Consider the following 22,235-nt stretch of genomic DNA (forward strand, 5'->3'; position numbering starts at 1 on the left):
TTATTTGAGGTGTTAATTTTCATGTATTTTCCCCAAGTAATCTAATTCCAATTCATTACCAATCGGTTGCTGCTGATAATAAAATTGAATTCTCACAGGTTTAACTTCACCATTGCCAAACCAAACTAGTTGAGGAGATTTACCCCCCAGTAAATCCTCGTTATTTGCTTTAGAGTACCGCTCAGCATCAACAACTTGTAAGCTGAAGGACACGTTATCAGGTAATTGGCGAGGCTTAAATTCCTTATATGCCTGCCATGTTTTATCAGCTTGCTGAACGAGCTGTAGACTCTGGTCGTGATATTCATATAAATTATAGGTAAATGGAGAAACATCTGTTGCGTTTTGAAAATTTAATGCAAATACTTTTGATTGATCAGCAGATTCTTTATTTATTCTTTTCAGATCAAGTATAAATAGCTCTCTGGCTTGCATTGCTTCACGCTGATCTATACCACCAATATTCAGAACAACAAGTGATGCCATAACCGTCATGATTACAATCACCACCATGATCTCAATTAGGGTAAAACCTTGCTGTAATCGAAGTGATGATTTCATGATCATAATCAACTATGTTAATGCATGTTCAAGCTGTTTTGGCATCGCCAAAGCCTGTTCTATATAAGCTACACGTAGTGTGTCTCTTGAGCCCAAGTAACGCTGATAGAAACTTGAATTTAGTATAACCGCAGCGCCATAGGTTAAAGACCATATCGAGGCTAAATAATCTCGTGTCGTCATCTTACTATTGATATCAATCAGGTAACTCTCAGTCATACGAATAATAATGCGTAATCTTTGACGTCGAATTTTATATAATTCACTGAATAGTAGCTGTATACCTTGTCCAGTTGTTGAAAGACGTTCTTCTATTTGATGAAATAATGCGGTACGTTCAGGATGATGTAAATGATGTAGCATAAAAAAAGCTAAATGCTCCGGAAATGATTTTTCAGTATCCTGAATCATTTCCAACAGCATTTTTTCATTGCGAATGATCAGCAACATATATAGCTCATCTTTGCTTTGAAAATGCTTATATAAAGTGCCCTTAGCTAAATCCAATTCTGCTGCAAGGGCATCAAGCGTCATGCCCGCTTCACCATTTTCTAATAAGAGTTGTTCAGCGATTTGAAAAATTAATGCTTCTCGTGCTCTAAACTGAGCTTGACGATCCATCTTCACGTGATAACTCTCTTTTCAAGTACTACAAACCGTTATTTAAAATTTAAGAGATTTTCAAAATTTTGCATGGTAATCATGCCAATCTCTTCAAGCGATTTATCATATACTTCACTTAGAGCTTTTGCTACATAGGGCACATATTTTGGTTCATTTGTTTTACCACGATATGGCACAGGTGCTAGATACGGACTATCTGTTTCAATTAATACACGATCAAGTGGAACTTGCTTAGCAACATCTCTAAGGGATTGAGCATTTTTGAAAGAAATGATTCCTGAAAAAGAAATATAGTAACCACAATCTAAGACCGCTTTCGCTGTTTCCCAATCTTCTGTGAAACAATGTAATATGCCGTGTGTTGATTGTTCAGCTCGAATAATATCTACAGTGTCATGTTTTGCCGAGCGCGTATGTACAACCACAGGTTTTTTTACAATTTTTGATGCTTGTATATGCCTAGCAAAGCATTGCTTCTGATCTTCAACAAAATCAGTACTGTGATAATAATCCAAACCCGTTTCACCTAAAGCCCACACTTTGTCTGATTGAGCTAACTCGACCAAATAATCAGTTGTAGCTCGGGCCATGACATGTTGATCTTCACATGGATGAACCCCTACTGTGTAACCAACATCATCGTGTCGTGATGCAATTTCTGCCAATTTTATATGATCTTCTAAATCCACAGATATCCCCATGAATTTAGTTACGCCTGCCTGACGTGCAGCATCGAGCGCTTGATCTAGATCTCCACCGTATGGCGTAAGATCTAACATGGTTAAATGGCAATGGGTATCAACAAACACGCTTTGTTCCTAAAAAATTTAATTACATAGTATAACTTGCACGATCAAGGCTTTTTGAACCCGCTAAAATTCTTTCTGCCTCTGTTCGGTAATAAACACCTTTATCACCGGCAAGCTGAATCGCAAAACCTTGTGGTTTAAAATGGGTTTGCTTATGCGAAATCCAAATCACCTTACCTGTTAAAGGAATTTTCTGTGATTGATCAGGCAGAGTCGCAAGGATAAAAACTTCTTGTCCCATTTTTACCGCTTGCTTAGTCGGAACAAATAAACCACCACCTTGTACAAAAGGCATATAACTCGCTTGCAAGGTAGCCTTGTCAGGAATATTGACTTGTATAATCCCGCCCATCATTTGTGGTTGCATTACATTCCCCTGTTATTAATTTACTTAAAGTTTCTTATATGATGCTGATTAACCGTAATAAAGCATGAACGCTCATGGTTTCAAATACAAGTGCGATAAACCACCGTCAACCTACTTAGTTGAACCCAATCAAGTTTCATTTTTTTGAATTATAAGAAACATTAATAGAAACAACAAATAATGTTTCAAATAACTTACCTATTTATAAGTATTTAAGAAATAGCGTCACTGATTGACATTCATTAGCTGAATAAATAGCTCATCCATAACTAACTGCGACTGAACATTTTGCTCCAACATTAGTTTTTTCTGCTGGAAATCCGAATAAATTGAGAACAGAGTTTCTAAGTTATATATTTGAGCTAAATCATCAAAAACTAAATCTTGATTTTTTAATTGCTGATTTAGCTTTAGACGAATAACATCCGCAAACAAGTATTCAAACATAACCATAAAATCTGCAAAACTTAGCTCTTTCGACCATTTATTAGCATAATGCAAAGGCATACTCTTTTCAGAACAAAGCTTAGACCAATCTTTTAAAAATGATGCTCGTTTATCTAACCACTCACTGTTTTGTATTTCGATTGCAGTTAATGGTATTCCATTAGCAAGATTGAGTAGCAAAGACAGTTGTAGTGGTTTCAGGTCAGAAATTCTTTCTTTCAAAAAATTCTGAGCATCCTCATCTTTTAAGCGATCCAATGCAAAGTGTTGCAATCGACTCCGAATAGTTGCAGGTAATTTCAAATAATGATCTGCAACCAAGATCAAAACAACTTTCTCACCAGGTTCTTCTAAAGTTTTTAACAAAGCATTTGATGAAGCTATATTTAAAGCTTCAGCAGGTTCAATGACTACAACACGCCAGCCTTCACCAGTTTGCTGAACAAAAGGTAAAAGATCTCGAATTTTTTCAATCTTAATTTTTGCATTTTGCTTTTTATTATCTTCATCTGTTGTGATGTGAACATAGTTAGGATGTGTATCCGACTTTAACCATTGACAGCTACTACATTCGCCACAGGCATTTTCAGATTGTTTATTTAAACATAACACCCATGCTACAAATCTATCGGTAAACTCTTGTTTAGCGCATCCTTTCTTTCCATAAAATAATAAACCATGCCCAACATCAGGAAAACGCGAGGTTAAAAGATCCCACGTTTGCTGATGCCAAGGATAATGTTCATAGATTTGAACTTCTTTTGTCATATTATTCAAAGAAACTGATAGACATTGAGTTTAATCGATCTAAATCTTCCTGAGTATCAACTCCGGGCGGAAGGTTTGCTTCAGCAATAGCTATGGCAATGCGATGACCGTTTTCAAGCACCCTGAGTTGCTCAAGACTTTCTAATTTTTCAAGCACACCTTGATCCCAAGTTACATATTCTTGTAATAGTTTAACTCGATAGGCATACAAACCTAGATGGCGGTAAGCACTGCTATGCATTGATTGCTGTTTTTGTTTCGCCCCATCACGATCATAAGGGATAGTTGCGCGGCTAAAATACAATGCTTCATTATGTTTTGACATGACAACTTTGACGATACTATCTCGCTGAAATTCATCCAAAACGCTGATTGGCTCGCACAACGTAGACATTGAGCAGTTTGGATTATCAACGAGAAGCTGTGAAACCTGTTTAACTAATTTTGCAGGTAATAAAGGTTCATCACCCTGAACATTCACAATAATGTCATCTTCAGCCCATCCTTTTAAACGAGCTACTTCACTTAAACGATCCGTACCAGATGGATGATCAGGGCTTGTCAATACCACATCAACGCCTTCTGCACGGCAGATCTCGGCAATTCGCTCATCATCTGTCGCAACACATAAATCATCAAAGCCCTCAACTTTTTTTGCCTGATCAACCACCCGTAAAATCATTGGACGACCATGTATCAGCAATAATGGTTTAGCTGGTAATCTCGAACTTGCAAAACGTGCAGGAATGACAATGTGTTTCATGGTATATCTCTAAGACAAATGAATACCAACTTGTTGTAATTGTTGCTCCAACAAGTCATAACAATCGGATGATAAAACGGCTTCTACGGGTACAACCCAAATAGGGATATTGAATTCCGGATGTTGAATTAAAATTTCTTTTAATTTAACAGCATCTTTTTCTGTTGTGATAATCGCATTCTGATTCTGAAAACTTAGATCACTCAGTTTATATTCATGATGATCCGGAAACTCATGTGCTTGAAATTGCTCAATTCCTAAATTTTGCAAAGTCTGATAAAAACGCTGTGGAAAACCGATACCAACCACAGCATGATAGCTTTGCTTTGAATCGAATTGATTAGATAAATTATCAGATCTGAGCAAATAAGGCTTACCCACTTGTAAATGCATATTGAGCAATGATTGAGGCTGTTTGCTATGTACAATCACACTACTATTTTGTAGACGTGATTTTGGCTCTCGCAAATAACCTTCAGGCAAAAGCTTTTCATTACCTAAACCACGATTTTGATCTAAAACAATCCATTCAATTTGACGATCTAAAGCCCAGTGCTGAAGACCATCATCACTAATAATCAAATCCAATGAATAGTTCTGCAATAATAACTCTATAGAAGATTGTCTATTTGGACCAACTGCCATTGCAACACCAGTCGATTGAACAATTAAAGCGGGTTCATCACCAATAATCTCAGGCGATGACTCTTTATGTACCAGCGCTGGAAATGGACCAACCCCTCCATAACCACGACTAATTACACCTACCGACAACCCTTTGCTTTGCAAATATTTTACTAGTTGAATTAGCAAAGGAGTTTTTCCACTTCCGCCAACTGTAATATTTCCAATCACCATAACTGGGATTGGTGCCGTATAGATTTTCTTCAGCTTGTGTGTGTACATCGCTTTATTCATCAAAAATGCAAAGCGATAAAGCCATGACAATGGTCTTAAAACGATCAGCCATTTCTCTTGGTTATTCCAAGCAGTCTGAATCGTCTGTGCCAGTGACATGATTAATTTTCCTCAAAATTTCGCTGATGTAACTGATAATACATTCCTTGTTTAGCGATCAATTCCAAGTGAGTTCCTTGCTCGATAATTTGTCCTTTATCCATCACAACAATCAAATCGGCATTTTCAACTGTAGATAATCGATGAGCAATTACAATCGTGGTACGACCTTGCATCGCTTCATCAAAGGCTTGTTGTATAAAGTATTCTGATTCGTTATCAAGCGCGCTTGTTGCCTCATCTAAAATTAGAATTGGCGAATCTTTCAGAATTGCTCTCGCAATCGCAATACGTTGACGTTGTCCACCAGATAAATTCAGACCTTGGGCACCAAGTATAGTGTCATAACCTTGAGGCAAACTCATGATGAAATCATGTGCATAGGCAGCTTTAGCTGCAGCAATCACTTGCTCATCACTAGCATTTTGTAATTGTCCGTAGGCGATATTGTCACGCACTGAACGATTAAACAGAACGACTTGTTGGTTCACCATTGCAATTTGCGATCTTAAACACAGTAACTCTATTTCTTGAACAGGAATATCATCAAAATATATACCGCCACTACTTAACTCTTGGAAACGCGGCAACATGTTTACCAATGAGGTTTTACCAGCCCCTGACCGCCCAACGAGTGCAATAGTTTGACCAGCTTGAATATTTAAAGAGAAATCTTTAATGGCTTTGGTACCATCAGAATATTCCAAGCAAGCTTGATCAAAGCGAATATTACCTTTCAACAGAGGCTTCAATTGCCCTTTATTTTCTTCTTCAGGTAAATCTAATAATTCAAAAACCGAATGTGCTGCAGCTAAACCGCGTTGAAGTTTTTCATTGATATCAGTTAAGTTTTTTACAGGCTTAGATATCAATCCAGCAGCAGTGATATAAGAGACAAACTCTCCAGCAGATGTGTCACCCAAAACTTGGGGTCTTAAAGCCAACCATAAAATGATTGCCATCGCTATTGATAATAATAATTGAATAATGGGGCTGTTAATGTTTTGAACGACCACCATTTTTAAACCACGATGCAAGTTCTCTTCTGAAGAATGATAGAACCGTTGCTGTTCAAAAGCCTCTCCTGTAAAACTTTTTACTACTGAATTACCAGTAATTGTTTCTTGAACCACATGGTTTACATCGCCCATAGTATTTTGTACTTGTATTGATAACTTACGCATCTTTTTAGAAGCGATACGAACAAGTAGACCAATAACAGGCATAAACACGATAATACATAATGTTAAGCGCCAATTTGTGTATAGCAAATAGCTCAGCAACCCTATAACAATTAACCCATCTTTAATTAAAGTCTGCAATGATTCAGAAGATGCAGCCGTTAACTGTTCTACGTTGTACATTAACTTCGCACTGATATGACCTGCAGAGTTATCCAAATAATATTGTGCAGGCAATTTTAAAAGTTTCGCATAGACTTCTTGTCGTATACTAAAAACCAAACTACGAGAGATAACAGCAGAATAATATCCGCCTAAAAACAACCCAACACCCCTGAAGAACATTAACAAAACAATTAATGCAGGAAACCAATTAAGATTTTCTCTGCTTCCATTTTGAATTGCATCAATAATAAACTTCAGCAATTTGGCTACCGAGACTTCCGTAGCCGCATTGATACCAAAACCAAGTAATACAAATAAGGCAATACCCCAATAAGATTTTAGATAAGCTAAAAGGCGTAAATAAACCTTAAAATCTTGATTCACTCGGTGAAACCTCTAGTTGGAACTTTAGTGCTAATGTTAACGTTAACAAATCCAAGCTGACCTGCAACATCCATCACACGTATTACATCCTGATGGGCGGCTTTAGCATCAGCAGCGATAATAAACATAAAGTCGCGACGTTCTTGTGCAACTTGCTTAATGGCTGTACTGAGATCAGCTGTATCTTTTGTCGATAATGCTTGACCATTCACGGAATAATGGCCAGTGGAGTCTACCATGATTTCAATTTTTTGATCGAATTGTTTAGGCGGTACACCTTGAGCATCGGGCAAAGTTAGATTTATACGACTTTGCTGACTAAATGTCGTCGAAAGTAATAAAAACACCAAAATAAATAACATACAGTCAATCATTGGTGTCAAATTGATATGAATATCTTCAACTTGAGAGCGTTTGAATTTCATTTGATCACCTATGCTTAGCTTGCAAGGCGATGTTCTTGTACATGTGGTACTTTTTTGTAGAAAAGTGCAGCATGGAACAAGGTAGATTGTTGTTCTAACTCAGCGATATATTCGTGTACAACACGTTGAAAGTATCGATAAGCAATCATCGCTGGAATAGCAATTAACATACCAACAGCCGTTGTGATCAAGGCTTTAGAAATACCCGGCATCATCATACTTGCATTTCCTGCCGATCCCACATCAATCACCAAGAAAGATTCAATAATACCTAAAACCGTACCAAGCAAACCCAATAAAGGGGCTATTGCGCTCAATGTGCCCAAGAAATTGATGTTCTTCTCTAAGAAAGAAATTTCTTGTGAAGCTGCCGCCTCCATTTGCGCACGCGCAAATTGTTCACCCTGTTCTTTGTGTTCGTACCCAGCAAGTAGAATACGTCCTAAAGGTGATTTCTTTGCTTGCTCTTGCTGTAAATTTGAAATTACAGGCTCAGCATTAGAACCATTTACAAATAAATCTCTAGGTAATACTTGAGAACGCTTCAAACGAATGTAGCGTTCAATTGTGATTGCAACCGTAAAAATTGATGAGAGAATAAGCGGCAGCATTAACCAACCGCCCGCTTTTACCAGTTCCCACATATTATTCCCCAATAATATTTAAAATAATTAGGACGAATCCTAAATATTAGTTAGGCAAACAAATATTTAGAATCCCATCCAACTCATCCAATGAGTGATAGTGAATGACCATTTTCCCTTTTCCTTGTTGGTTATGGTCAATTTTGACATTCGCACCAAAGCGTTCAGATAGCTTTTGAGTTAATTGTTCAATATCTGGAGAAATTTTTACTTTCTCCTTTTCTGGTTTTGGTTCACTCCACTCACGAACCAATTGCTCAGTTTGACGCACTGACAAACCTTTTTCAATCACGATTTTTGCAACTTCAATTTGTTCTTTAGTCTTTAAAGTCAAAATTGCACGGGCATGCCCCATATCAATCTGACCTTGTTGCATATAATCTTTAATTGGGTCTGCTAAACTTAATAAGCGCAACAAATTACTAACTGTAGTACGTGCTTTACCAACAGTATCTGCAATTTCTTGGTGACTTAAACCAAATTCATCATGAAAACGTTGCAATGCAAGTGCTTGATCAATAGGATTTAAATCCTGACGTTGAATATTTTCAATTAAGGCTAATGCTATCGCGACCTGATCATTCAACTCTCTTACAATTGCAGGAATTTCAGTTAATCCCGCCATAATTGCAGCACGCCAACGTCGCTCACCCGCAATAATTTCATATGGATGTTGTTCATCATCCACAGGACGAATCACGATAGGCTGCATTACACCATGTTTTTCAATCGATGATGCAAGCTCTTGTAAATCCTGTTCTTGAATAAAACGACGTGGTTGATATTCTCCACGTTTTAACGAGTTAACATCAATTTGCTTGAGTTGACCATGATCCAAGGCTTGTGCTTCTAGTTGCAGTTTTTCTTTTTGAATCGAACCTAGCAATGCATCTAAACCACGACCTTTAGCCAATCCGCGTTTTTTGATGCTCATACAGCACTTCCTTTTTTCACTTTACTTTTTTTAAGCATTTCCGCAGCCAAATTTAAATACGCAACGGCACCTTTAGAACTCTTTTCAAAATAGATCACAGGTAAACCATGTGCTGGCGCTTCAGCCAAACGAATATTACGAGGGATAACCGTATCATAGAGTTTTTTACCAAAATATTGCCCAAGCTCAGAAGATACATCACGTGTTAAAGCATTTCTTGCATCATACATGGTACGTAACACACCAATGATTTCCAAGTTTGGATTGAGTGCTTTTTGTATACGGTCGATGGTTTGTGTTAGATCTGCAAGGCCTTCTAAAGCATAGTACTCACATTGCATCGGAATGATCACACCATTCACTGCTGCAAGGGCATTTACAGTAATCAAGCTTAAACTTGGAGCACAATCCACAATAATGTAATCAAAATCTGAATCCACCTCTTCTAATGCTTTTTTGAGGATAAATTCACGACCTTCTTGCTCAGCGATTGCTAGCTCTACTCCTGCAAGCTCACGGTTTGCACCCAAAACTTTATATCCTACTTCTGCTTTTTGAATTGCAGTTTCGATCGGCACTTCACCTAATAAGACATCAGTAACAGAATACAAAAGATCATTCTTTTGTACGCCAGACCCCATTGTTGCATTACCTTGTGAGTCCATATCAACTAACAAGACACGCTTCTTTAAAATCGCCAAAGAAGCAGCAAGATTAACTGCGGTTGTTGTTTTCCCTACGCCACCTTTTTGGTTAGCAATTGCAATAATATGTGCCATGATTACCCTTAATATTTTTATTAAATTCGTTGAAGCAAAAGCAAATGACGTTGTTCATCTAATCTTGGTACTTTCAATTCGACAATCTGAGACTGATATTGACCTTTTAATTGATCAAGTTCATCAGTTGGAATCAAACCTTTCATTGCCGCGATAATACTTTTTTCATGCATATATGGCTGTGCAGCATCCACAAAGTCAGTTAGTGAAGCGAATGCTCGACTTGTAATTACATCGAACTGACCAAGTTCATTGATACTGTCTTCATTTTCAACACGTGTTTGCACTGCAATCACATTTTTCAGTTTTAAATCAGCAATAAACTGTTTCAGAAAACGAATTTTCTTGCCATTTGAATCAAGCAAAACACAATCACGTTCTGGTTGACATAAAGCAATAATCATTCCAGGCATTCCACCACCTGTACCTACATCCAATAAACGCCCTTTTGGTAGATCATTCAAGATACTTAAACTATCTAATAAATGTTTAACCAGCATTTCTTTAGGGTCGCGTATTGCTGTTAGGTTATATGCCTTATTCCACAATACTAGCGCATCTTGATATTTTAATAAGAGTGTTAAAGCCTCTTCGCTGAGGTTTAATCCTAAAGCTTGACTACCTTGCTTTAATTCTTGAAAAAAATGATGCATGACAGTGTAACATCTCGATAAATTTGCTGTGCAGTATACCGATTTCTGATACAAGACACAGTAGGACTTGTTGAACGAATATGCAGTTAATCATCTATGTTCATGATAAACTGCACAATCCATCAAATTTTCTGCCTTGGTTCAACAACATCAAAGCACGACAAATATCTTCTTAGGCAAATTCACCTTGTTTAATTTTATTATCAAGCTCTTCTAACCGCTCAGGCGTACCAACATCAACCCAAATACCCTGCATTTTCTCAGCTGAAACTAATTCTTGTGACATTGCCTGTTTAAGTAAAGGTGCTAATGGTCTCTTACCATTCTCCAGACCTTTAAACATATTCGGTGATAATACCGCAATACCACTATAGGTTAATGCTTCACCCAATTGCTCCTGCTCAAATGTATAAGCCAAATCATTGGATAAAATGAAATCACCTTTCAAATGCTGAGGAGGATTGTCAACCAATACTAAATGCGCTTGCTTGTCACCTAAATGAACATTCAGCAATGAAGAGAAATCCATAGTTGTCCAGACATCACCATTGACTAGAATGAAAGGCTTATGGCCCAATAAAGGCAATGCATTGATAATACCACCTGCCGTCTCAAGCCCCTCACCCTCATGCGACCATAAAATAGTTACACCAAATTGAGAACCATCTCCAAGAGCAGCCGCAAGTTTGTCTCCCAACCAAGCAGTATTGATCACAATTTCAGAGACACCTATCTTTTGCAATTTTTCGATATGCCAAACAATTAAAGGCTTTCCACCAACTTCAAGCAAAGGTTTTGGTGTATGTAACGTGAGCGGTCGCATACGATTTCCAAGACCTGCGGCAAGAATCATAGCTCTCATTATGCAGCAACCTCATAATCACCATATTTTGCAATGAACTTTGGCATAACGATTTCACGCATAAATTGCATAAAGTCATTCAATTCATCATAACCTTGACTTTCTTCAAGCAGATACCACATCACTCTTGGCAGATCTTTTAGATAACCTGATTTTCCATCACGCTCGAATAAACGAACAAAAATACCTAAAATTTTAAGATGGCGCTGAATTGCCATAAGATCAGCATCACGCTTAAACTGCTCAAAACTCCGATTTTCTTTCGCTTTTGCTGGCAACAAGTTATAAAAGACTTCAAACCATTCATAAACGCGCTCAGCATTCCACTGTACATAGGCATCTCGTGTAATCGAGATTAAATCATAAGTATCAGCACCAATTACCGCATCTTGGAAATCAATAACACCGAGTTCTTGCTCATTTTCAATTTTCATCAGATTGCGACTGTGAAAATCACGATGAACGATTACTTGAGGTTGATTAGTGGCTTCAATCGCAAGAAAATCGAAAGCTTGCTCAATTGTTTCTAATTGCTGTTCTGTTGGTTGAATATTTAATGAAGGTAGCATCCATTCTGTTAACAGACGCATCTCTGTCATTAATTTCTCATATGAATATGCCGGCAAATGAGATGTCCCGTCAATTTGCTGCAATTCAATAAGTTGTTTAAAGCTCTGGGCATAATATTGATCAACTGTTTTATCATTTAACAATGTTGACAACACTACATCACCAAAATCTTCCAACAATAATAATCCTTGCTCCAAATCTTTAGCAACGATATGAGGAACTCTCACCCCATTCGCATCAAAGAATTCATCAATCGTCACAAACGGAACGCAATCTTCTTTTTCAGGAGGCGCATCCATGAGCATATATGTTTTGTTTTGTAAACCAACTCGTGCATAGCGGCGGAAACTCGCATCTCCAGCAAGAAAGTTGATTTCAAACTGATCAGATTTGAGAACGGCTTCAAGCCAAGTTTGTATCAATTGTTCACGTTGTGTATTCATTTGCAATAAAATCTAAAACTAGCTGAGATTTTGAAAGCTTAAGTGTAGCCACTTATCAACTTTTTCTCTATGATGCGACAATAATTAATTGTGAATTAGCATACTGGTTAATGAGACAATGAAACATCAGTTTAAATTTAATCCTTTAGCAACTGCTATTTTGACACTCTTGTGTGGCGGCTCGATTCAATCAGGTTTCGCAGCAACCAACACGTCTCATGTCTCTACACTAGACAATGCTCAACTCAAAGCCAAAATTCAGAAAGACCAAGAAACCTACCCTGGCGAAAGTTTTTTTCAGCAATACTATGTAGACAAATCGGCACCAGAAGCTCAATTGCGTGACAATAGCTATTTAAGCTCATCTTTTTGCCAAGGTACATGGATTACGCCTATCAACCCTGAAAGCAGACCCAAAGATGCGAATAGCACCACCTCTGTTATTACGGCAGACTATGGTCACTACAATCCAAATGGTGATTCTGTTTTACGAGGTGACGTAATTATCGACCAAGAAGGTCGCAATATTCGCGCAGATGAGGTTACTTTAGATTCATCTCAAACATATGCAAATGCGAAAGGTCGAGTTCAACTCGCTCAATCAGGTTTACTCACCCAAAGCGATCAAATCAATTACAACTTAAAAACCCAAACTGGCGACTTAAATAACAGTTTTTATATTTCTGAACAACAACATGCTCATGGCCATGCAAGCCAAATCAAACGCCAAAATGAAAATTTGGTTATTCTTAAAGATGCTAGCTATACAGCTTGCCCACCTGAACAAAAACCTGCATGGAAAATTCAGGCGAAACAAATTGAGCTGAATCAAGAAACTGGTCGTGGTGTGACTAGAGGAACTAAACTATATGTAAAAGATGTTCCTGTCTTAGCTGTTCCTTATTTTAATTTCCCAATTGATGATAGGCGCACCACTGGTCTTTTAAGTCCAAATTTTGGTTATAGCAATGATGGTGGTGCTCAACTTACTGTTCCTGTTTATCTTAATCTTGCACCTAATTATGATCTAACACTCACACCAAGCTTTATGAGCAAACGTGGAGCAAAGTTGGATGCAGAATTTAGATATATGACTGAGAATTTTGGTTCAGGACGTATTTGGGGTGGCTACCTACCAAATGACAACGAATACGACAACAAAGATCGTGATGACTTACATTTTGAACACAATTGGAACATCACAGATCAATGGTCTACGAACCTAGAATTTAACCATGCATCAGATAAAGATTATTTCTCTGATTTTAATTCAAGCCCAAATTCAAAAACTGATTTAAACCTACGCCGTGCATGGGAATTGAATTATAAAAATGGCATTCCTGGCTTAAAAGCTCAGTTAAAAGTCGAGGATTTCCAAACCCTAGATGAAACGATTGAGGATAAAGACAAACCCTATGCTCGCTTACCTCAGTTCCTTCTCAATTATGTAACAGGTAATCCACAAGGTTTACAATACGAGTTTAATAATGATACAGCTTATTTTAAAAAGTCTATAAATGATGGCTCAGCTTTAGAATCAAGTGGTACTCGTATCTATAACCAATTTGCTGTTCGTTATAACTACATAACACCATCATGGTTCTACGCTATTCCTGAATTATCCGTACGTACGATTAATACATTCTACGATCAAGATACTAAAGAAGGTTTAGGCTTATCGGCTTCCGATGATTTAGAGAAGTCTGTCGTTGTGCCGCAATTTACGTTCGCAACTGGTGTGACTTTTGAGAAAGATGGCAAATATCTTCAAAGCATCTCACCAAGAGCGTTCTATGCTTACTCACCTTATAAAAAGCAAGATGACCATCCAAACTTTGACTCTACAACTGCATCTATTAGTTATGATCAATTGTTTAACCCTTACCGCTTTTATGGGCACGACCGCTTAGAGGATAATAATTTCTTATCTTTGGGTGTTACATATAGCCTACTGGATACAGAAGGCTTAGAGCGTATTAGAGCGAGTCTGGGTCAAAGTTATTATTTTAATGATAGACGTGTAACCCTAAACGAAGAACCTGATGAGTTCGACACGCAAAAAAGAACAGGTCCGATTATTAGCCTAGCGAGTCAATTGAATCAAAACTTCACCTTAGCTGCCAATTCTGCATGGATGTCTAATGGTGAAAATGCACAACGTGATTTTCAAGCATATTACGTCGGCGATAAAGGTAATCTCTACAATGTAGGCTATTTTTATCGTAAAGACATTCCAGACCGTCAAGATTCTTATGATCAAGCTGTTGCATCCTTTATACAACCTGTAAAAGATAATTGGCGTATTATGGGGCATGCTCAATATGACTTAGACAATAATTTGATGCGCGAGTATTTACTTGGCGTCAATTATGAGTCTTGTTGTTGGGCTGTCTCTGTATATGGACGCTCGTACTACAACGATTTAGATGATCCTAATTCTCCTGATGTACGTAGAAAGCGTGCTGTAATGGCTGAGTTTACACTTAAAGGTTTAGGCGCCTTAAATAATAAGCTTGCCTCACTTTTAGAAAGCAGAGTTTTAGGTTTCAACAAAATTAATCAATCTTGGACACAACGTTAATGAAGATAAATTCTATTCAACATATCTTTAGAGCTACTGTTCTAGCCGCCCTAATTTCTTCATCAATGCATAGCTTTGCTCAACCTACGGATGAGGTTGTCGCAATTGTGGATAGTAGTGTCATTCTTAAAAGTGATTTAGAACAAGGAATTGCTGAAACTGAGCATCAACTTAAAGCACAAAATAAAACTGTGCCACCACAACAATACTTACAGATGCAAGTTTTAGATCAATTGATCATCCGACAAGCTCAATTAGAACAAGTTAAACGTTACGGTATTAAAGCCGACGAAAAAAGTTTAAATGCTGCTGTTATGAAAGTGGCAAATCAATCTGGCGCTACTACCTTAGAAGCGTTCCAACAAAAACTAGATGCAATTGCGCCAGGTACATATGAAAACTTAAGAAACCGTATTGCTGAAGATTTAGCAATCGGACGCTTACGTCAACAACAAGTAATGTCGCGAATTAAAATCAGCGACTTAGATGTTGAAAATTTCCTAAATTCACCTGAAGGTCAAGCCGCATTAGGCACTCAAGCCCATGTGATTCATATGCGTATCTCAGGAGATAATGCAGCAGAAGCACAAAAAGTTGCCTTAGAAGTAAAAAATGCGCTTACGAATAGTGATGATCCAAAAGCAATCAGCTCTAAATTATCAACTTCTTCTGTGAAAGTTGATGGCGCAGACATGGGATTTAGATCACTTTCTGAAATTCCAACTGAACTCGCAGCGCGAATCACCCCATTGAAAATAGGTCAAACAACTGAACTTATTAATGTTCGTGATGGTATCCACGTTCTTAAATTACTTGAACGTAAACAAAATGATCAAAAAGCTTTAGTGGATCAATACCAAACACGTCATATTTTAATCCAACCTTCTGAAGTTGTATCTTTAGACCGTGCTAAACAAATGATTGATAGTCTATACAATCGTGCTAAAGCTGGCGAAGATTTTGCAACACTTGCTGCAACATATTCAAATGATACAGGTTCAGCTCGTGATGGAGGTAGCTTGGGTTGGGTTAGCCCGGGCGTTATGGTTGCTGAATTTGAACAGACAATGAAGAATACTCCTGTAGGTCAAATTAGCAAACCATTCCAAACACAATTTGGATGGCACATCCTGCAAGTGATGGATACTCGCCAACAAGACATGACCAAAGAAGTACAAGAACGTATGGCACGTCAGATTCTCGGTGAACGTCAATTTGATACTGAAGTAGATACTTGGATGCGTGAGCTTCGCGCCAATGCATATGTTGAAATTAAAGATGTCAGTTTAGACTCAAAAGCGCAGCAAAAATAAATTCTGCCTCAAAAAAATGCCAGCTATATGCTGGCATTTTTTCATACAAATAAAAAAATAGCGGCAAAGGCCGCTATTTTTTTAAGTTACAAGTTAATCACTTATAACGATCAACCATCTTCTCTAAAGAAATTGGGCGAATCTTATCTGCATTACCAGCCGTACCAAATGCTTCATAACGTGCAATACAAATGTCTTTCATTGCTTCAACTGTTTCACCAAAGAATTTACGTGGATCAAATTCACTTGGTTTCTCAGCCATCATACGACGCATTGCACCCGTAGAAGCTAAACGCAAATCAGTATCAATATTAATTTTACGAACACCATGTTTAATCGCTTCTACAAGCTGATCTACTGGCACACCGTAAGTTTCTTTAATATCACCACCATATTGGTTAATAATCGCCAACCACTCTTGTGGTACAGAGCTTGAACCATGCATTACAAGATGCGTGTTTGGTAGCGCAGCATGAATTTCTTTGATTCGATCAATTGCCAAGATATCGCCTGTAGGTGGACGAGTAAACTTGTATGCACCATGAGAAGTACCAACAGCAATCGCTAAAGCGTCAACATCAGTATCAGCAACGAATTGTTTTGCTTCTTCTACAGAAGTTAGCAATTGAGAATGGTCTAGTACGCCCTCAGCGCCAACACCATCTTCTTCACCAGCCATACCAGTTTCAAGGCTACCTAAGCAACCAATCTCACCTTCAACAGAAACGCCACATGCGTGAGCCATAGCTACAACACGACGAGTAACATCAACATTGTAATCATATGAAGTTGGTGTCTTACCATCAGCTCCCAAAGAACCATCCATCATCACTGAGCTAAAGCCCAACTGGATAGAGCGTTGGCAGACATCAGGGCTTGTACCGTGATCTTGATGCATTACCACTGGAATATGTGGCCATTCTTCAATCGCAGCTAAAATAAGATGACGTAAGAAAGGTGCACCTGCATATTTACGCGCACCAGCAGAAGCTTGTACGATTACAGGTGAATTCGTTGCATCAGCTGCGAGCATAATTGCACGCATTTGTTCTAAGTTGTTTACGTTAAACGCTGGTACGCCGTAGTTATGTTCTGCAGCGTGATCCAAGAGCTGGCGCATTGAGATTAGAGCCATAATATCCTCCCAGGTAATGCGCCATATTCTACATGTTGATTTGTTTCAATTCAGCAACTAATCACAGGATTTCAAAAAAATTCTTAATCTTTTGTATCATTTGGGTAGCAAAACATACTAAAAAATAAAAAAAGCTAAATCGTCGCATGATTTAGCTTTTTAAATGATTCAACAAACAAATTCTAATTTGAAATTGCTTCAATCAAATCAACAATATCCTTCGATTCGCGTAAGGGGTAATTTCTTCCCAATAGCCTTTTCAATCTCAGGCAAATAGAACGCATCATCTTCTGATAAGAAGCTAATACTTACACCTTGAGCACCTGCACGTCCAGTACGACCAATACGATGAACATAATCATCTGATTGCTCAGGCAAGGTAAAGTTAATGACGTGCGATACACCATCAACATGAATACCACGACCAGCAACATCAGTCGCAATCATAATATTGTTTTTGCCTTGTTTAAACTGATCGAGCATCTTCAATCGTTTGTCTTGCGCAATTTCACCAGACAACATTCCTACTTTATAACCATCACGCTTTAAGTGATCATATAAACGACGAACTTGATCTCTACGGTTTGCAAAGATCATGACTTTATCAATAGGTTCTTCACGAAGAATTTCTTGAAGCAATTTATATTTATCTTTGTTTTCTACAACGTAAACTCGTTGCTCGACATCATTATTGGTTTTCTGTTCAGGTTCAATTTCTACCGTAACAGGTTCAAATAACCATTGTCTTGCCAAATTCAATACATCATAGCTAAATGTTGCTGAAAACATCAAAGTTTGGCGTTGCTCTTTGAATGGAGAAAAACGAACAATACGTTTTACTGATGGGATAAATCCCATATCAAGCAGGCGATCAGCTTCATCAATCACTAAAAATTCAATTTTATCTAACCAAACTTCTTTTTGTTCAACAAAATCAATTAAACGCCCTGGCGTTGCAACAATAATATCAACAAAGTTGCGATCCAACATTTTCTTTTGTTTTTCAAAGTCTACACCACCTAACAGAGTGACAAGATGTAGATCAGTGAACTTTGTCAAATGCTGTGCATCACTTTCAATCTGTAATGCAAGCTCACGAGTCGGAGCTAAGATTAATGCTCGTGGTTCACCACGAAAACGTTGCTCTTGTACTGGATTGGTTAATAAATCATTAATCACACTGATTAGAAAGGCAGCTGTTTTACCCGTCCCTGTCTGTGCTCGACCAATGGCATCATGCCCTGCTAATGTATATTTTAAAACCTTTTGTTGAATAGGAGTCATTTGTGTGAACCCCAAAGCATCAATGGCTTTTTTCAACTGCGGATGTAAATTTAAGGTTTCAAAACCAGACGTCATATATGCTCTCGAACCATCAATGACTAAAGAAAGTGGCTATTATAAACAAAAACGCCCCAAATAACATTGGAGCGCCTTTTATTGCGTTAAAGCAACAAATTAGTCTAAAGGCTGAACGTTTTCAGCTTGGAAACCTTTTTGTCCTTGAACTACGCTGAATTCTACGCGTTGGCCGTCACGTAATGAACGGTGACCTTCGCCTACAATTGCGCGGAAATGAACAAATACGTCATCACCACCATTACGCTGAATAAAACCAAAGCCTTTAGTGTCGTTAAACCACTTTACTACGCCTTGTTCACGAGCTGTCATAAGTCAATCCTCAGATATTGAAAGATAAGGACCTTCCGGTGTTGCAAACAGCAGAGCCAACAAGGTTTTAAAATATTTATAATTTTAAAGCTTGTAATCATTCTGTAAAACTATCAACAATTTCCGGTTACATCCATTTGTTATAGGGTTTAATACAAGAAATTTATATTAAACACTTTCTAAAACGCATCGAGCTTAACACGGGTTTATTCCAATTAATAGATTTATTTTTAGTAATTTCCTAGCACTCTATCTGTTTTATTCAACCATTTAGCGCTTTTTTTGCTAAAAATTTTCCGTGTAAAATAGTGAAAGTTTGTTAAGATAATTTTCAATTAAGCTTTGTTTATTACTATGTCTCAAATTGAAGGCTCGCCCGAAATAATTGATGCGCTAGGACAACCTTGCCCTATGCCACTTTTGATGTTGAAACGCGCTATTAAGAAATCGTCAGGATCAAAGCAATATCTTTTAAAATCATCAGACCCCCATAGTGAAATTGATGTAACACGATATTGCCAAATTCAACAACTTCAATGTCAAACACAGAAAATTTCAGACCGAGAATTTCACTATTTAATTGAATCTATTTGATTCTTTGCTAAACTCTCGGTAAAGATAAAATTGAAATATTTACATTTCTATACTCAAATTTCCTTAGTGATGAAGAACATTCGCATTAAGATGAAATTATTGACTTTAATACCATCCTATAAGGAGACTCCATGACTACTGACAGCAGCAATCAATTGATGCCCCTGTCATTGTCTGCGCCAGGCGTTAACCTTGGTGCATATATCAGTACTGTCAATCAAATTCCTATTTTAACGGCAGAGCAAGAGAAAGAACTTGCTGAACGTTATTATTATGATCAAGATCTGGATGCTGCCAAACTTTTGGTAATGTCACACTTACGATTTGTCGTACATATTGCACGCAGCTATGCAGGTTACGGATTACCACAAGGTGATCTCATCCAAGAAGGTAACCTAGGACTGATGAAAGCTGTTAAGCGCTTCGATCCTAATATGGGTGTGCGCTTAGTTTCTTTTGCTGTGCATTGGATTAAAGCAGAAATTCATGAATATGTTATTCGTAACTGGCGAATTGTTAAAATTGCCACTACGAAAGCTCAACGTAAATTATTTTTCAATTTGCGTAGTCTTAAAAAATCAAGTAAACGTTTGACTTTAGAAGAAGCTCAATCAATTGCAAATGATTTGAATGTGACTCCTGAGCAAGTGCTCGAAATGGAAGGTCGTTTAACCGCTTACGATGCTGCTTTTGAAGCGCAAGGTGATGATGACGATGATACACCACACACCGCGCCTGCACTTTATCTAGAAGATAATCGTTACGACCCTGCACGCCTAATTGAAGAAGAAGATTACGAAGAACAAAGTACTTCTGCATTACATGAGGCCATGGATCAACTTGATGATCGTTCTCGTAATATTTTACAGCGTCGTTGGTTAGACGATGACAAATCAACTTTGCATGAATTGGCTGCTGAATATAATGTTTCTGCTGAACGTATTCGCCAGCTTGAAAAGAATGCAATGGAAAAAATTAAAATTGCGATGTCAGCAAGTTAAATTCAGAACAAACACAAGGGCGACAATGCCCTTTTGTTTTATCCAGCTTTGTTAAAAGCTTCGAATATGTTAACTTTGTTCATCAATTTTCCAGTTCCATTTTCATTATGTGGATAGCAATTTCTGCGCTTAATCTTGCACTTGCAGTTATGTTAGGTGCTTTTGGTGCTCATGGGCTTAAATCTATTGCTACAGTAGAGCAACTCGCTTGGTGGAGCACTGCAACGCAATATTTTTTCTACCATGCTCTAGGTTTACTCATTTTAGCTGTACTCAAAAAAACCACACCAACATTCCCAATAAAAATTCCTTTTATTTTGATTCAAATTGGCATCATATTTTTCTGCGGTTCGTTATACATTATGTCGCTTGGTTTACCTCGAATATTAGGTGCAATCACTCCGATTGGTGGTGCATTTATGATTGCAGGTTGGCTGTTACTCGCATGGCATGCGATCAAACATGCGAAATAAGGATTTATCATGCATATCTATTTAAACGGCGAGTCAACAGACACGTCATGTGAAAATCTACAGCAATTGATTCAAAACTTGGCACTTGAAGGCAAACGCTTTGCTGTAGAGAAGAACCAACAGATTATTCCGAAAAGTAGACTTGAGCAAACAACAATTGCTCCAGAAGATCGTATTGAAATTATTCAAGCTGTTGGTGGCGGCTAATCGGCTAAAAATGGAGTAAGCCCATGCAAGATTCCCCTTTAATTATTGGTTCACGTACTTTCCAATCTCGTCTACTGGTCGGAACTGGTAAATATAAAGATCTCAATGAAACCGATTTAGCAATTCAAGCGAGTGGCGCTGAAATTGTGACCGTTGCAATTCGTCGCGTAAACATTGGTCAGCATGCCGATCAACCAAATTTACTCTCAGTCATTCCACCGGAGAAATATACAATTTTGCCGAATACTGCTGGCTGTTTTGATGCAGATAGCGCAATTCGTACCTGTATGCTGGCTCGTGAACTGCTTGATGGCCACAATCTGGTAAAGCTAGAAGTACTAGGTGATGAAAAAACCTTATACCCAAATGTAACTGCAACATTGAAAGCAGCGCAAACCCTGATTGATGATGGTTTTGAGATCATGGTCTATACCTCGGATGATCCGATTGTTGCGCAAGAACTTGAAAGTATGGGCTGTGTTGCAATCATGCCTTTAGGTAGTTTAATTGGTTCTGGTCTCGGTATTCTGAATCCACACACCATTTCTATCATCAAAGAAAACGCTAAAGTCCCTGTTTTAGTGGATGCAGGTGTTGGTACTGCGAGTGATGCTGCGATTGCAATGGAATTGGGTTGCGATGGCGTATTGATGAATACAGCGATTGCGGCTGCGCAAAATCCAATTTTAATGGCTTCTGCGATGAAAAAAGCAGTTGAAGCGGGTCGTGAAGCATTCTTAGCGGGTCGTATGCCACGTAAGCGTATGGCCAATGCCAGCTCGCCTGAAACGGGGTATTTCTTTAAATAAGAAAAGAATGATAAAAGGGAGCTTTTTTTGCTCCCTTTTTTAATGCAATTATGAT

25 protein-coding genes are annotated in these 22,235 nt (G+C 38.0%); 7 read left to right on the top strand and 18 right to left on the bottom strand.

Annotation, left to right across the window (positions count from 1 at the left end):
• Positions 1 to 12 precede the first annotated feature (12 nt).
• From IRT38_RS11520 to IRT38_RS11590, 15 genes are all read right to left on the bottom strand, one after another.
• Positions 13 to 561 carry a prepilin-type N-terminal cleavage/methylation domain-containing protein gene (locus IRT38_RS11520; RefSeq protein ID WP_194597764.1) on the bottom strand — a complete coding sequence of 183 codons (549 nt, stop codon included), beginning with the start codon at positions 559 to 561 and terminating at the stop codon, positions 13 to 15.
• Positions 562 to 573: 12 nt separating this feature from the next.
• Positions 574 to 1,182: a TetR/AcrR family transcriptional regulator gene (locus IRT38_RS11525; RefSeq protein WP_020899852.1), complete on the bottom strand. Its 609-nt coding sequence runs from the start codon at positions 1,180 to 1,182 to the stop codon at positions 574 to 576.
• 38 nt (positions 1,183 to 1,220) lie between these two features.
• A complete protein-coding gene (locus tag IRT38_RS11530; protein ID WP_194597765.1) occupies positions 1,221 to 1,994 on the bottom strand; it encodes a TatD family hydrolase in 774 nt (257 codons plus the stop codon).
• A 22-nt stretch (positions 1,995 to 2,016) separates the two neighbouring features.
• Complete coding sequence (locus tag IRT38_RS11535; protein ID WP_194597766.1) at positions 2,017 to 2,361, bottom strand: PilZ domain-containing protein; 345 nt, start codon at positions 2,359 to 2,361, stop codon at positions 2,017 to 2,019.
• Positions 2,362 to 2,586: 225 nt separating this feature from the next.
• Positions 2,587 to 3,576, bottom strand: a complete 990-nt coding sequence (locus IRT38_RS11540) for a DNA polymerase III subunit delta' (protein ID WP_194597767.1) — start codon at positions 3,574 to 3,576, stop codon at positions 2,587 to 2,589.
• 1 nt (position 3,577) lies between these two features.
• A complete protein-coding gene (kdsB, locus tag IRT38_RS11545) occupies positions 3,578 to 4,339 on the bottom strand; it encodes a 3-deoxy-manno-octulosonate cytidylyltransferase (protein ID WP_004911526.1) in 762 nt (253 codons plus the stop codon).
• Between the two features lie 9 nt (positions 4,340 to 4,348).
• Positions 4,349 to 5,356, bottom strand: coding sequence for a tetraacyldisaccharide 4'-kinase (gene lpxK / locus IRT38_RS11550; protein ID WP_087539680.1), 1,008 nt, complete (start codon positions 5,354 to 5,356; stop codon positions 4,349 to 4,351).
• A 2-nt stretch (positions 5,357 to 5,358) separates the two neighbouring features.
• Positions 5,359 to 7,086, bottom strand: coding sequence for a lipid A export permease/ATP-binding protein MsbA (gene msbA / locus IRT38_RS11555; protein WP_194597768.1), 1,728 nt, complete (start codon positions 7,084 to 7,086; stop codon positions 5,359 to 5,361).
• Positions 7,083 to 7,511 (bottom strand): ExbD/TolR family protein, encoded by a 429-nt coding sequence (locus IRT38_RS11560; protein WP_004954071.1) that lies wholly within the window; start codon positions 7,509 to 7,511, stop codon positions 7,083 to 7,085. Before IRT38_RS11560 ends, msbA begins: the two co-directional genes overlap by 4 nt.
• A 14-nt stretch (positions 7,512 to 7,525) precedes the next feature.
• Positions 7,526 to 8,155, bottom strand: coding sequence for a MotA/TolQ/ExbB proton channel family protein (locus tag IRT38_RS11565; protein WP_194597769.1), 630 nt, complete (start codon positions 8,153 to 8,155; stop codon positions 7,526 to 7,528).
• A gap of 46 nt (positions 8,156 to 8,201) precedes the next feature.
• Entirely contained in the window at positions 8,202 to 9,089 is an 888-nt protein-coding gene (locus tag IRT38_RS11570) for a ParB/RepB/Spo0J family partition protein (protein ID WP_004911551.1), read from the bottom strand.
• The gene (locus tag IRT38_RS11575; RefSeq protein ID WP_194597770.1) at positions 9,086 to 9,868 is read right to left on the bottom strand and encodes a ParA family protein; all 783 of its coding nucleotides are present in this window, start codon (positions 9,866 to 9,868) and stop codon (positions 9,086 to 9,088) included. The genes IRT38_RS11570 and IRT38_RS11575 overlap by 4 nt, the downstream gene beginning before the upstream one ends.
• A 20-nt stretch (positions 9,869 to 9,888) precedes the next feature.
• Entirely contained in the window at positions 9,889 to 10,521 is a 633-nt protein-coding gene (gene rsmG / locus IRT38_RS11580) for a 16S rRNA (guanine(527)-N(7))-methyltransferase RsmG (RefSeq protein ID WP_004911557.1), read from the bottom strand.
• Positions 10,522 to 10,693: 172 nt separating this feature from the next.
• Complete coding sequence (murU, locus tag IRT38_RS11585; protein WP_194597771.1) at positions 10,694 to 11,383, bottom strand: N-acetylmuramate alpha-1-phosphate uridylyltransferase MurU; 690 nt, start codon at positions 11,381 to 11,383, stop codon at positions 10,694 to 10,696.
• On the bottom strand, positions 11,383 to 12,396 hold the full coding sequence (locus IRT38_RS11590; RefSeq protein WP_194597772.1) for an aminoglycoside phosphotransferase family protein: 1,014 nt from the start codon (positions 12,394 to 12,396) through the stop codon (positions 11,383 to 11,385). Before IRT38_RS11590 ends, murU begins: the two co-directional genes overlap by 1 nt.
• 118 nt (positions 12,397 to 12,514) lie before the next feature.
• Between IRT38_RS11590 and IRT38_RS11595 the strand changes: the two genes are divergently transcribed.
• Together IRT38_RS11595 and IRT38_RS11600 are read left to right on the top strand one after the other, a co-directional pair.
• Positions 12,515 to 14,977, top strand: coding sequence for an LPS-assembly protein LptD (locus IRT38_RS11595; protein ID WP_194597773.1), 2,463 nt, complete (start codon positions 12,515 to 12,517; stop codon positions 14,975 to 14,977).
• Entirely contained in the window at positions 14,977 to 16,290 is a 1,314-nt protein-coding gene (locus IRT38_RS11600; protein WP_004954065.1) for a peptidylprolyl isomerase, read from the top strand. The genes IRT38_RS11595 and IRT38_RS11600 overlap by 1 nt, the downstream gene beginning before the upstream one ends.
• Positions 16,291 to 16,387: 97 nt before the next feature.
• Here IRT38_RS11600 and fba read toward each other — a convergent pair whose 3' ends face one another.
• The 3 genes from fba to IRT38_RS11615 form a co-directional block, all read right to left on the bottom strand.
• Positions 16,388 to 17,425, bottom strand: a complete 1,038-nt coding sequence (gene fba, locus IRT38_RS11605) for a class II fructose-bisphosphate aldolase (RefSeq protein WP_194597774.1) — start codon at positions 17,423 to 17,425, stop codon at positions 16,388 to 16,390.
• Positions 17,426 to 17,632: 207 nt separating this feature from the next.
• Positions 17,633 to 18,784, bottom strand: coding sequence for an ATP-dependent RNA helicase RhlB (gene rhlB / locus IRT38_RS11610; protein WP_004911568.1), 1,152 nt, complete (start codon positions 18,782 to 18,784; stop codon positions 17,633 to 17,635).
• Between the two features lie 99 nt (positions 18,785 to 18,883).
• Entirely contained in the window at positions 18,884 to 19,096 is a 213-nt protein-coding gene (locus IRT38_RS11615) for a cold-shock protein (protein WP_004911569.1), read from the bottom strand.
• A gap of 354 nt (positions 19,097 to 19,450) precedes the next feature.
• On the opposite strand from IRT38_RS11615, the gene IRT38_RS11620 reads away from it, so the two are divergent.
• The 5 genes from IRT38_RS11620 (at position 19,451) to IRT38_RS11640 (ending at position 22,180) form a co-directional block, all read left to right on the top strand.
• Positions 19,451 to 19,690, top strand: a complete 240-nt coding sequence (locus IRT38_RS11620) for a sulfurtransferase TusA family protein (RefSeq protein WP_004954060.1) — start codon at positions 19,451 to 19,453, stop codon at positions 19,688 to 19,690.
• Positions 19,691 to 19,821: 131 nt separating this feature from the next.
• Positions 19,822 to 20,691, top strand: coding sequence for an RNA polymerase sigma factor RpoH (gene rpoH / locus IRT38_RS11625; RefSeq protein ID WP_004911572.1), 870 nt, complete (start codon positions 19,822 to 19,824; stop codon positions 20,689 to 20,691).
• 107 nt (positions 20,692 to 20,798) lie between these two features.
• Complete coding sequence (locus IRT38_RS11630) at positions 20,799 to 21,164, top strand: DUF423 domain-containing protein (RefSeq protein WP_194597775.1); 366 nt, start codon at positions 20,799 to 20,801, stop codon at positions 21,162 to 21,164.
• 9 nt (positions 21,165 to 21,173) lie between these two features.
• Positions 21,174 to 21,371 carry a sulfur carrier protein ThiS gene (gene thiS / locus IRT38_RS11635; protein WP_005204241.1) on the top strand — a complete coding sequence of 66 codons (198 nt, stop codon included), beginning with the start codon at positions 21,174 to 21,176 and terminating at the stop codon, positions 21,369 to 21,371.
• Between the two features lie 23 nt (positions 21,372 to 21,394).
• Positions 21,395 to 22,180 carry a thiazole synthase gene (locus IRT38_RS11640; protein WP_004639328.1) on the top strand — a complete coding sequence of 262 codons (786 nt, stop codon included), beginning with the start codon at positions 21,395 to 21,397 and terminating at the stop codon, positions 22,178 to 22,180.
• The last annotated feature ends 55 nt before the right edge of the window (positions 22,181 to 22,235 follow it).

Origin of the sequence: Acinetobacter sp. SK-43 (genome assembly GCF_015351505.1) — a bacterium.
Lineage (GTDB): Bacteria > Pseudomonadota > Gammaproteobacteria > Pseudomonadales > Moraxellaceae > Acinetobacter > Acinetobacter junii.

Excerpts from the sequence above, each read along its gene's own strand:
- IRT38_RS11520 (WP_194597764.1), bottom strand. The coding sequence starts at position 561 with ATGAAATCATCACTTCGATTACAGCAAGGTTTTACCCTAATTGAGATC.
- IRT38_RS11525 (WP_020899852.1), bottom strand. The coding sequence starts at position 1,182 with ATGGATCGTCAAGCTCAGTTTAGAGCACGAGAAGCATTAATTTTTCAA.
- IRT38_RS11535 (WP_194597766.1), bottom strand. The coding sequence starts at position 2,361 with ATGCAACCACAAATGATGGGCGGGATTATACAAGTCAATATTCCTGAC.
- IRT38_RS11540 (WP_194597767.1), bottom strand. The coding sequence starts at position 3,576 with ATGACAAAAGAAGTTCAAATCTATGAACATTATCCTTGGCATCAGCAA.
- kdsB (WP_004911526.1), bottom strand. The coding sequence starts at position 4,339 with ATGAAACACATTGTCATTCCTGCACGTTTTGCAAGTTCGAGATTACCA.
- lpxK (WP_087539680.1), bottom strand. The coding sequence starts at position 5,356 with ATGTCACTGGCACAGACGATTCAGACTGCTTGGAATAACCAAGAGAAA.
- IRT38_RS11560 (WP_004954071.1), bottom strand. The coding sequence starts at position 7,511 with ATGAAATTCAAACGCTCTCAAGTTGAAGATATTCATATCAATTTGACA.
- IRT38_RS11565 (WP_194597769.1), bottom strand. The coding sequence starts at position 8,155 with ATGTGGGAACTGGTAAAAGCGGGCGGTTGGTTAATGCTGCCGCTTATT.
- IRT38_RS11570 (WP_004911551.1), bottom strand. The coding sequence starts at position 9,089 with ATGAGCATCAAAAAACGCGGATTGGCTAAAGGTCGTGGTTTAGATGCA.
- IRT38_RS11575 (WP_194597770.1), bottom strand. The coding sequence starts at position 9,868 with ATGGCACATATTATTGCAATTGCTAACCAAAAAGGTGGCGTAGGGAAA.
- rsmG (WP_004911557.1), bottom strand. The coding sequence starts at position 10,521 with ATGCATCATTTTTTTCAAGAATTAAAGCAAGGTAGTCAAGCTTTAGGA.
- murU (WP_194597771.1), bottom strand. The coding sequence starts at position 11,383 with ATGAGAGCTATGATTCTTGCCGCAGGTCTTGGAAATCGTATGCGACCG.
- IRT38_RS11590 (WP_194597772.1), bottom strand. The coding sequence starts at position 12,396 with ATGAATACACAACGTGAACAATTGATACAAACTTGGCTTGAAGCCGTT.
- IRT38_RS11595 (WP_194597773.1), top strand. The coding sequence starts at position 12,515 with ATGAAACATCAGTTTAAATTTAATCCTTTAGCAACTGCTATTTTGACA.
- IRT38_RS11600 (WP_004954065.1), top strand. The coding sequence starts at position 14,977 with ATGAAGATAAATTCTATTCAACATATCTTTAGAGCTACTGTTCTAGCC.
- fba (WP_194597774.1), bottom strand. The coding sequence starts at position 17,425 with ATGGCTCTAATCTCAATGCGCCAGCTCTTGGATCACGCTGCAGAACAT.
- rhlB (WP_004911568.1), bottom strand. The coding sequence starts at position 18,784 with ATGACGTCTGGTTTTGAAACCTTAAATTTACATCCGCAGTTGAAAAAA.
- IRT38_RS11615 (WP_004911569.1), bottom strand. The coding sequence starts at position 19,096 with ATGACAGCTCGTGAACAAGGCGTAGTAAAGTGGTTTAACGACACTAAA.
- IRT38_RS11620 (WP_004954060.1), top strand. The coding sequence starts at position 19,451 with ATGTCTCAAATTGAAGGCTCGCCCGAAATAATTGATGCGCTAGGACAA.
- rpoH (WP_004911572.1), top strand. The coding sequence starts at position 19,822 with ATGACTACTGACAGCAGCAATCAATTGATGCCCCTGTCATTGTCTGCG.
- IRT38_RS11630 (WP_194597775.1), top strand. The coding sequence starts at position 20,799 with ATGTGGATAGCAATTTCTGCGCTTAATCTTGCACTTGCAGTTATGTTA.
- thiS (WP_005204241.1), top strand. The coding sequence starts at position 21,174 with ATGCATATCTATTTAAACGGCGAGTCAACAGACACGTCATGTGAAAAT.
- IRT38_RS11640 (WP_004639328.1), top strand. The coding sequence starts at position 21,395 with ATGCAAGATTCCCCTTTAATTATTGGTTCACGTACTTTCCAATCTCGT.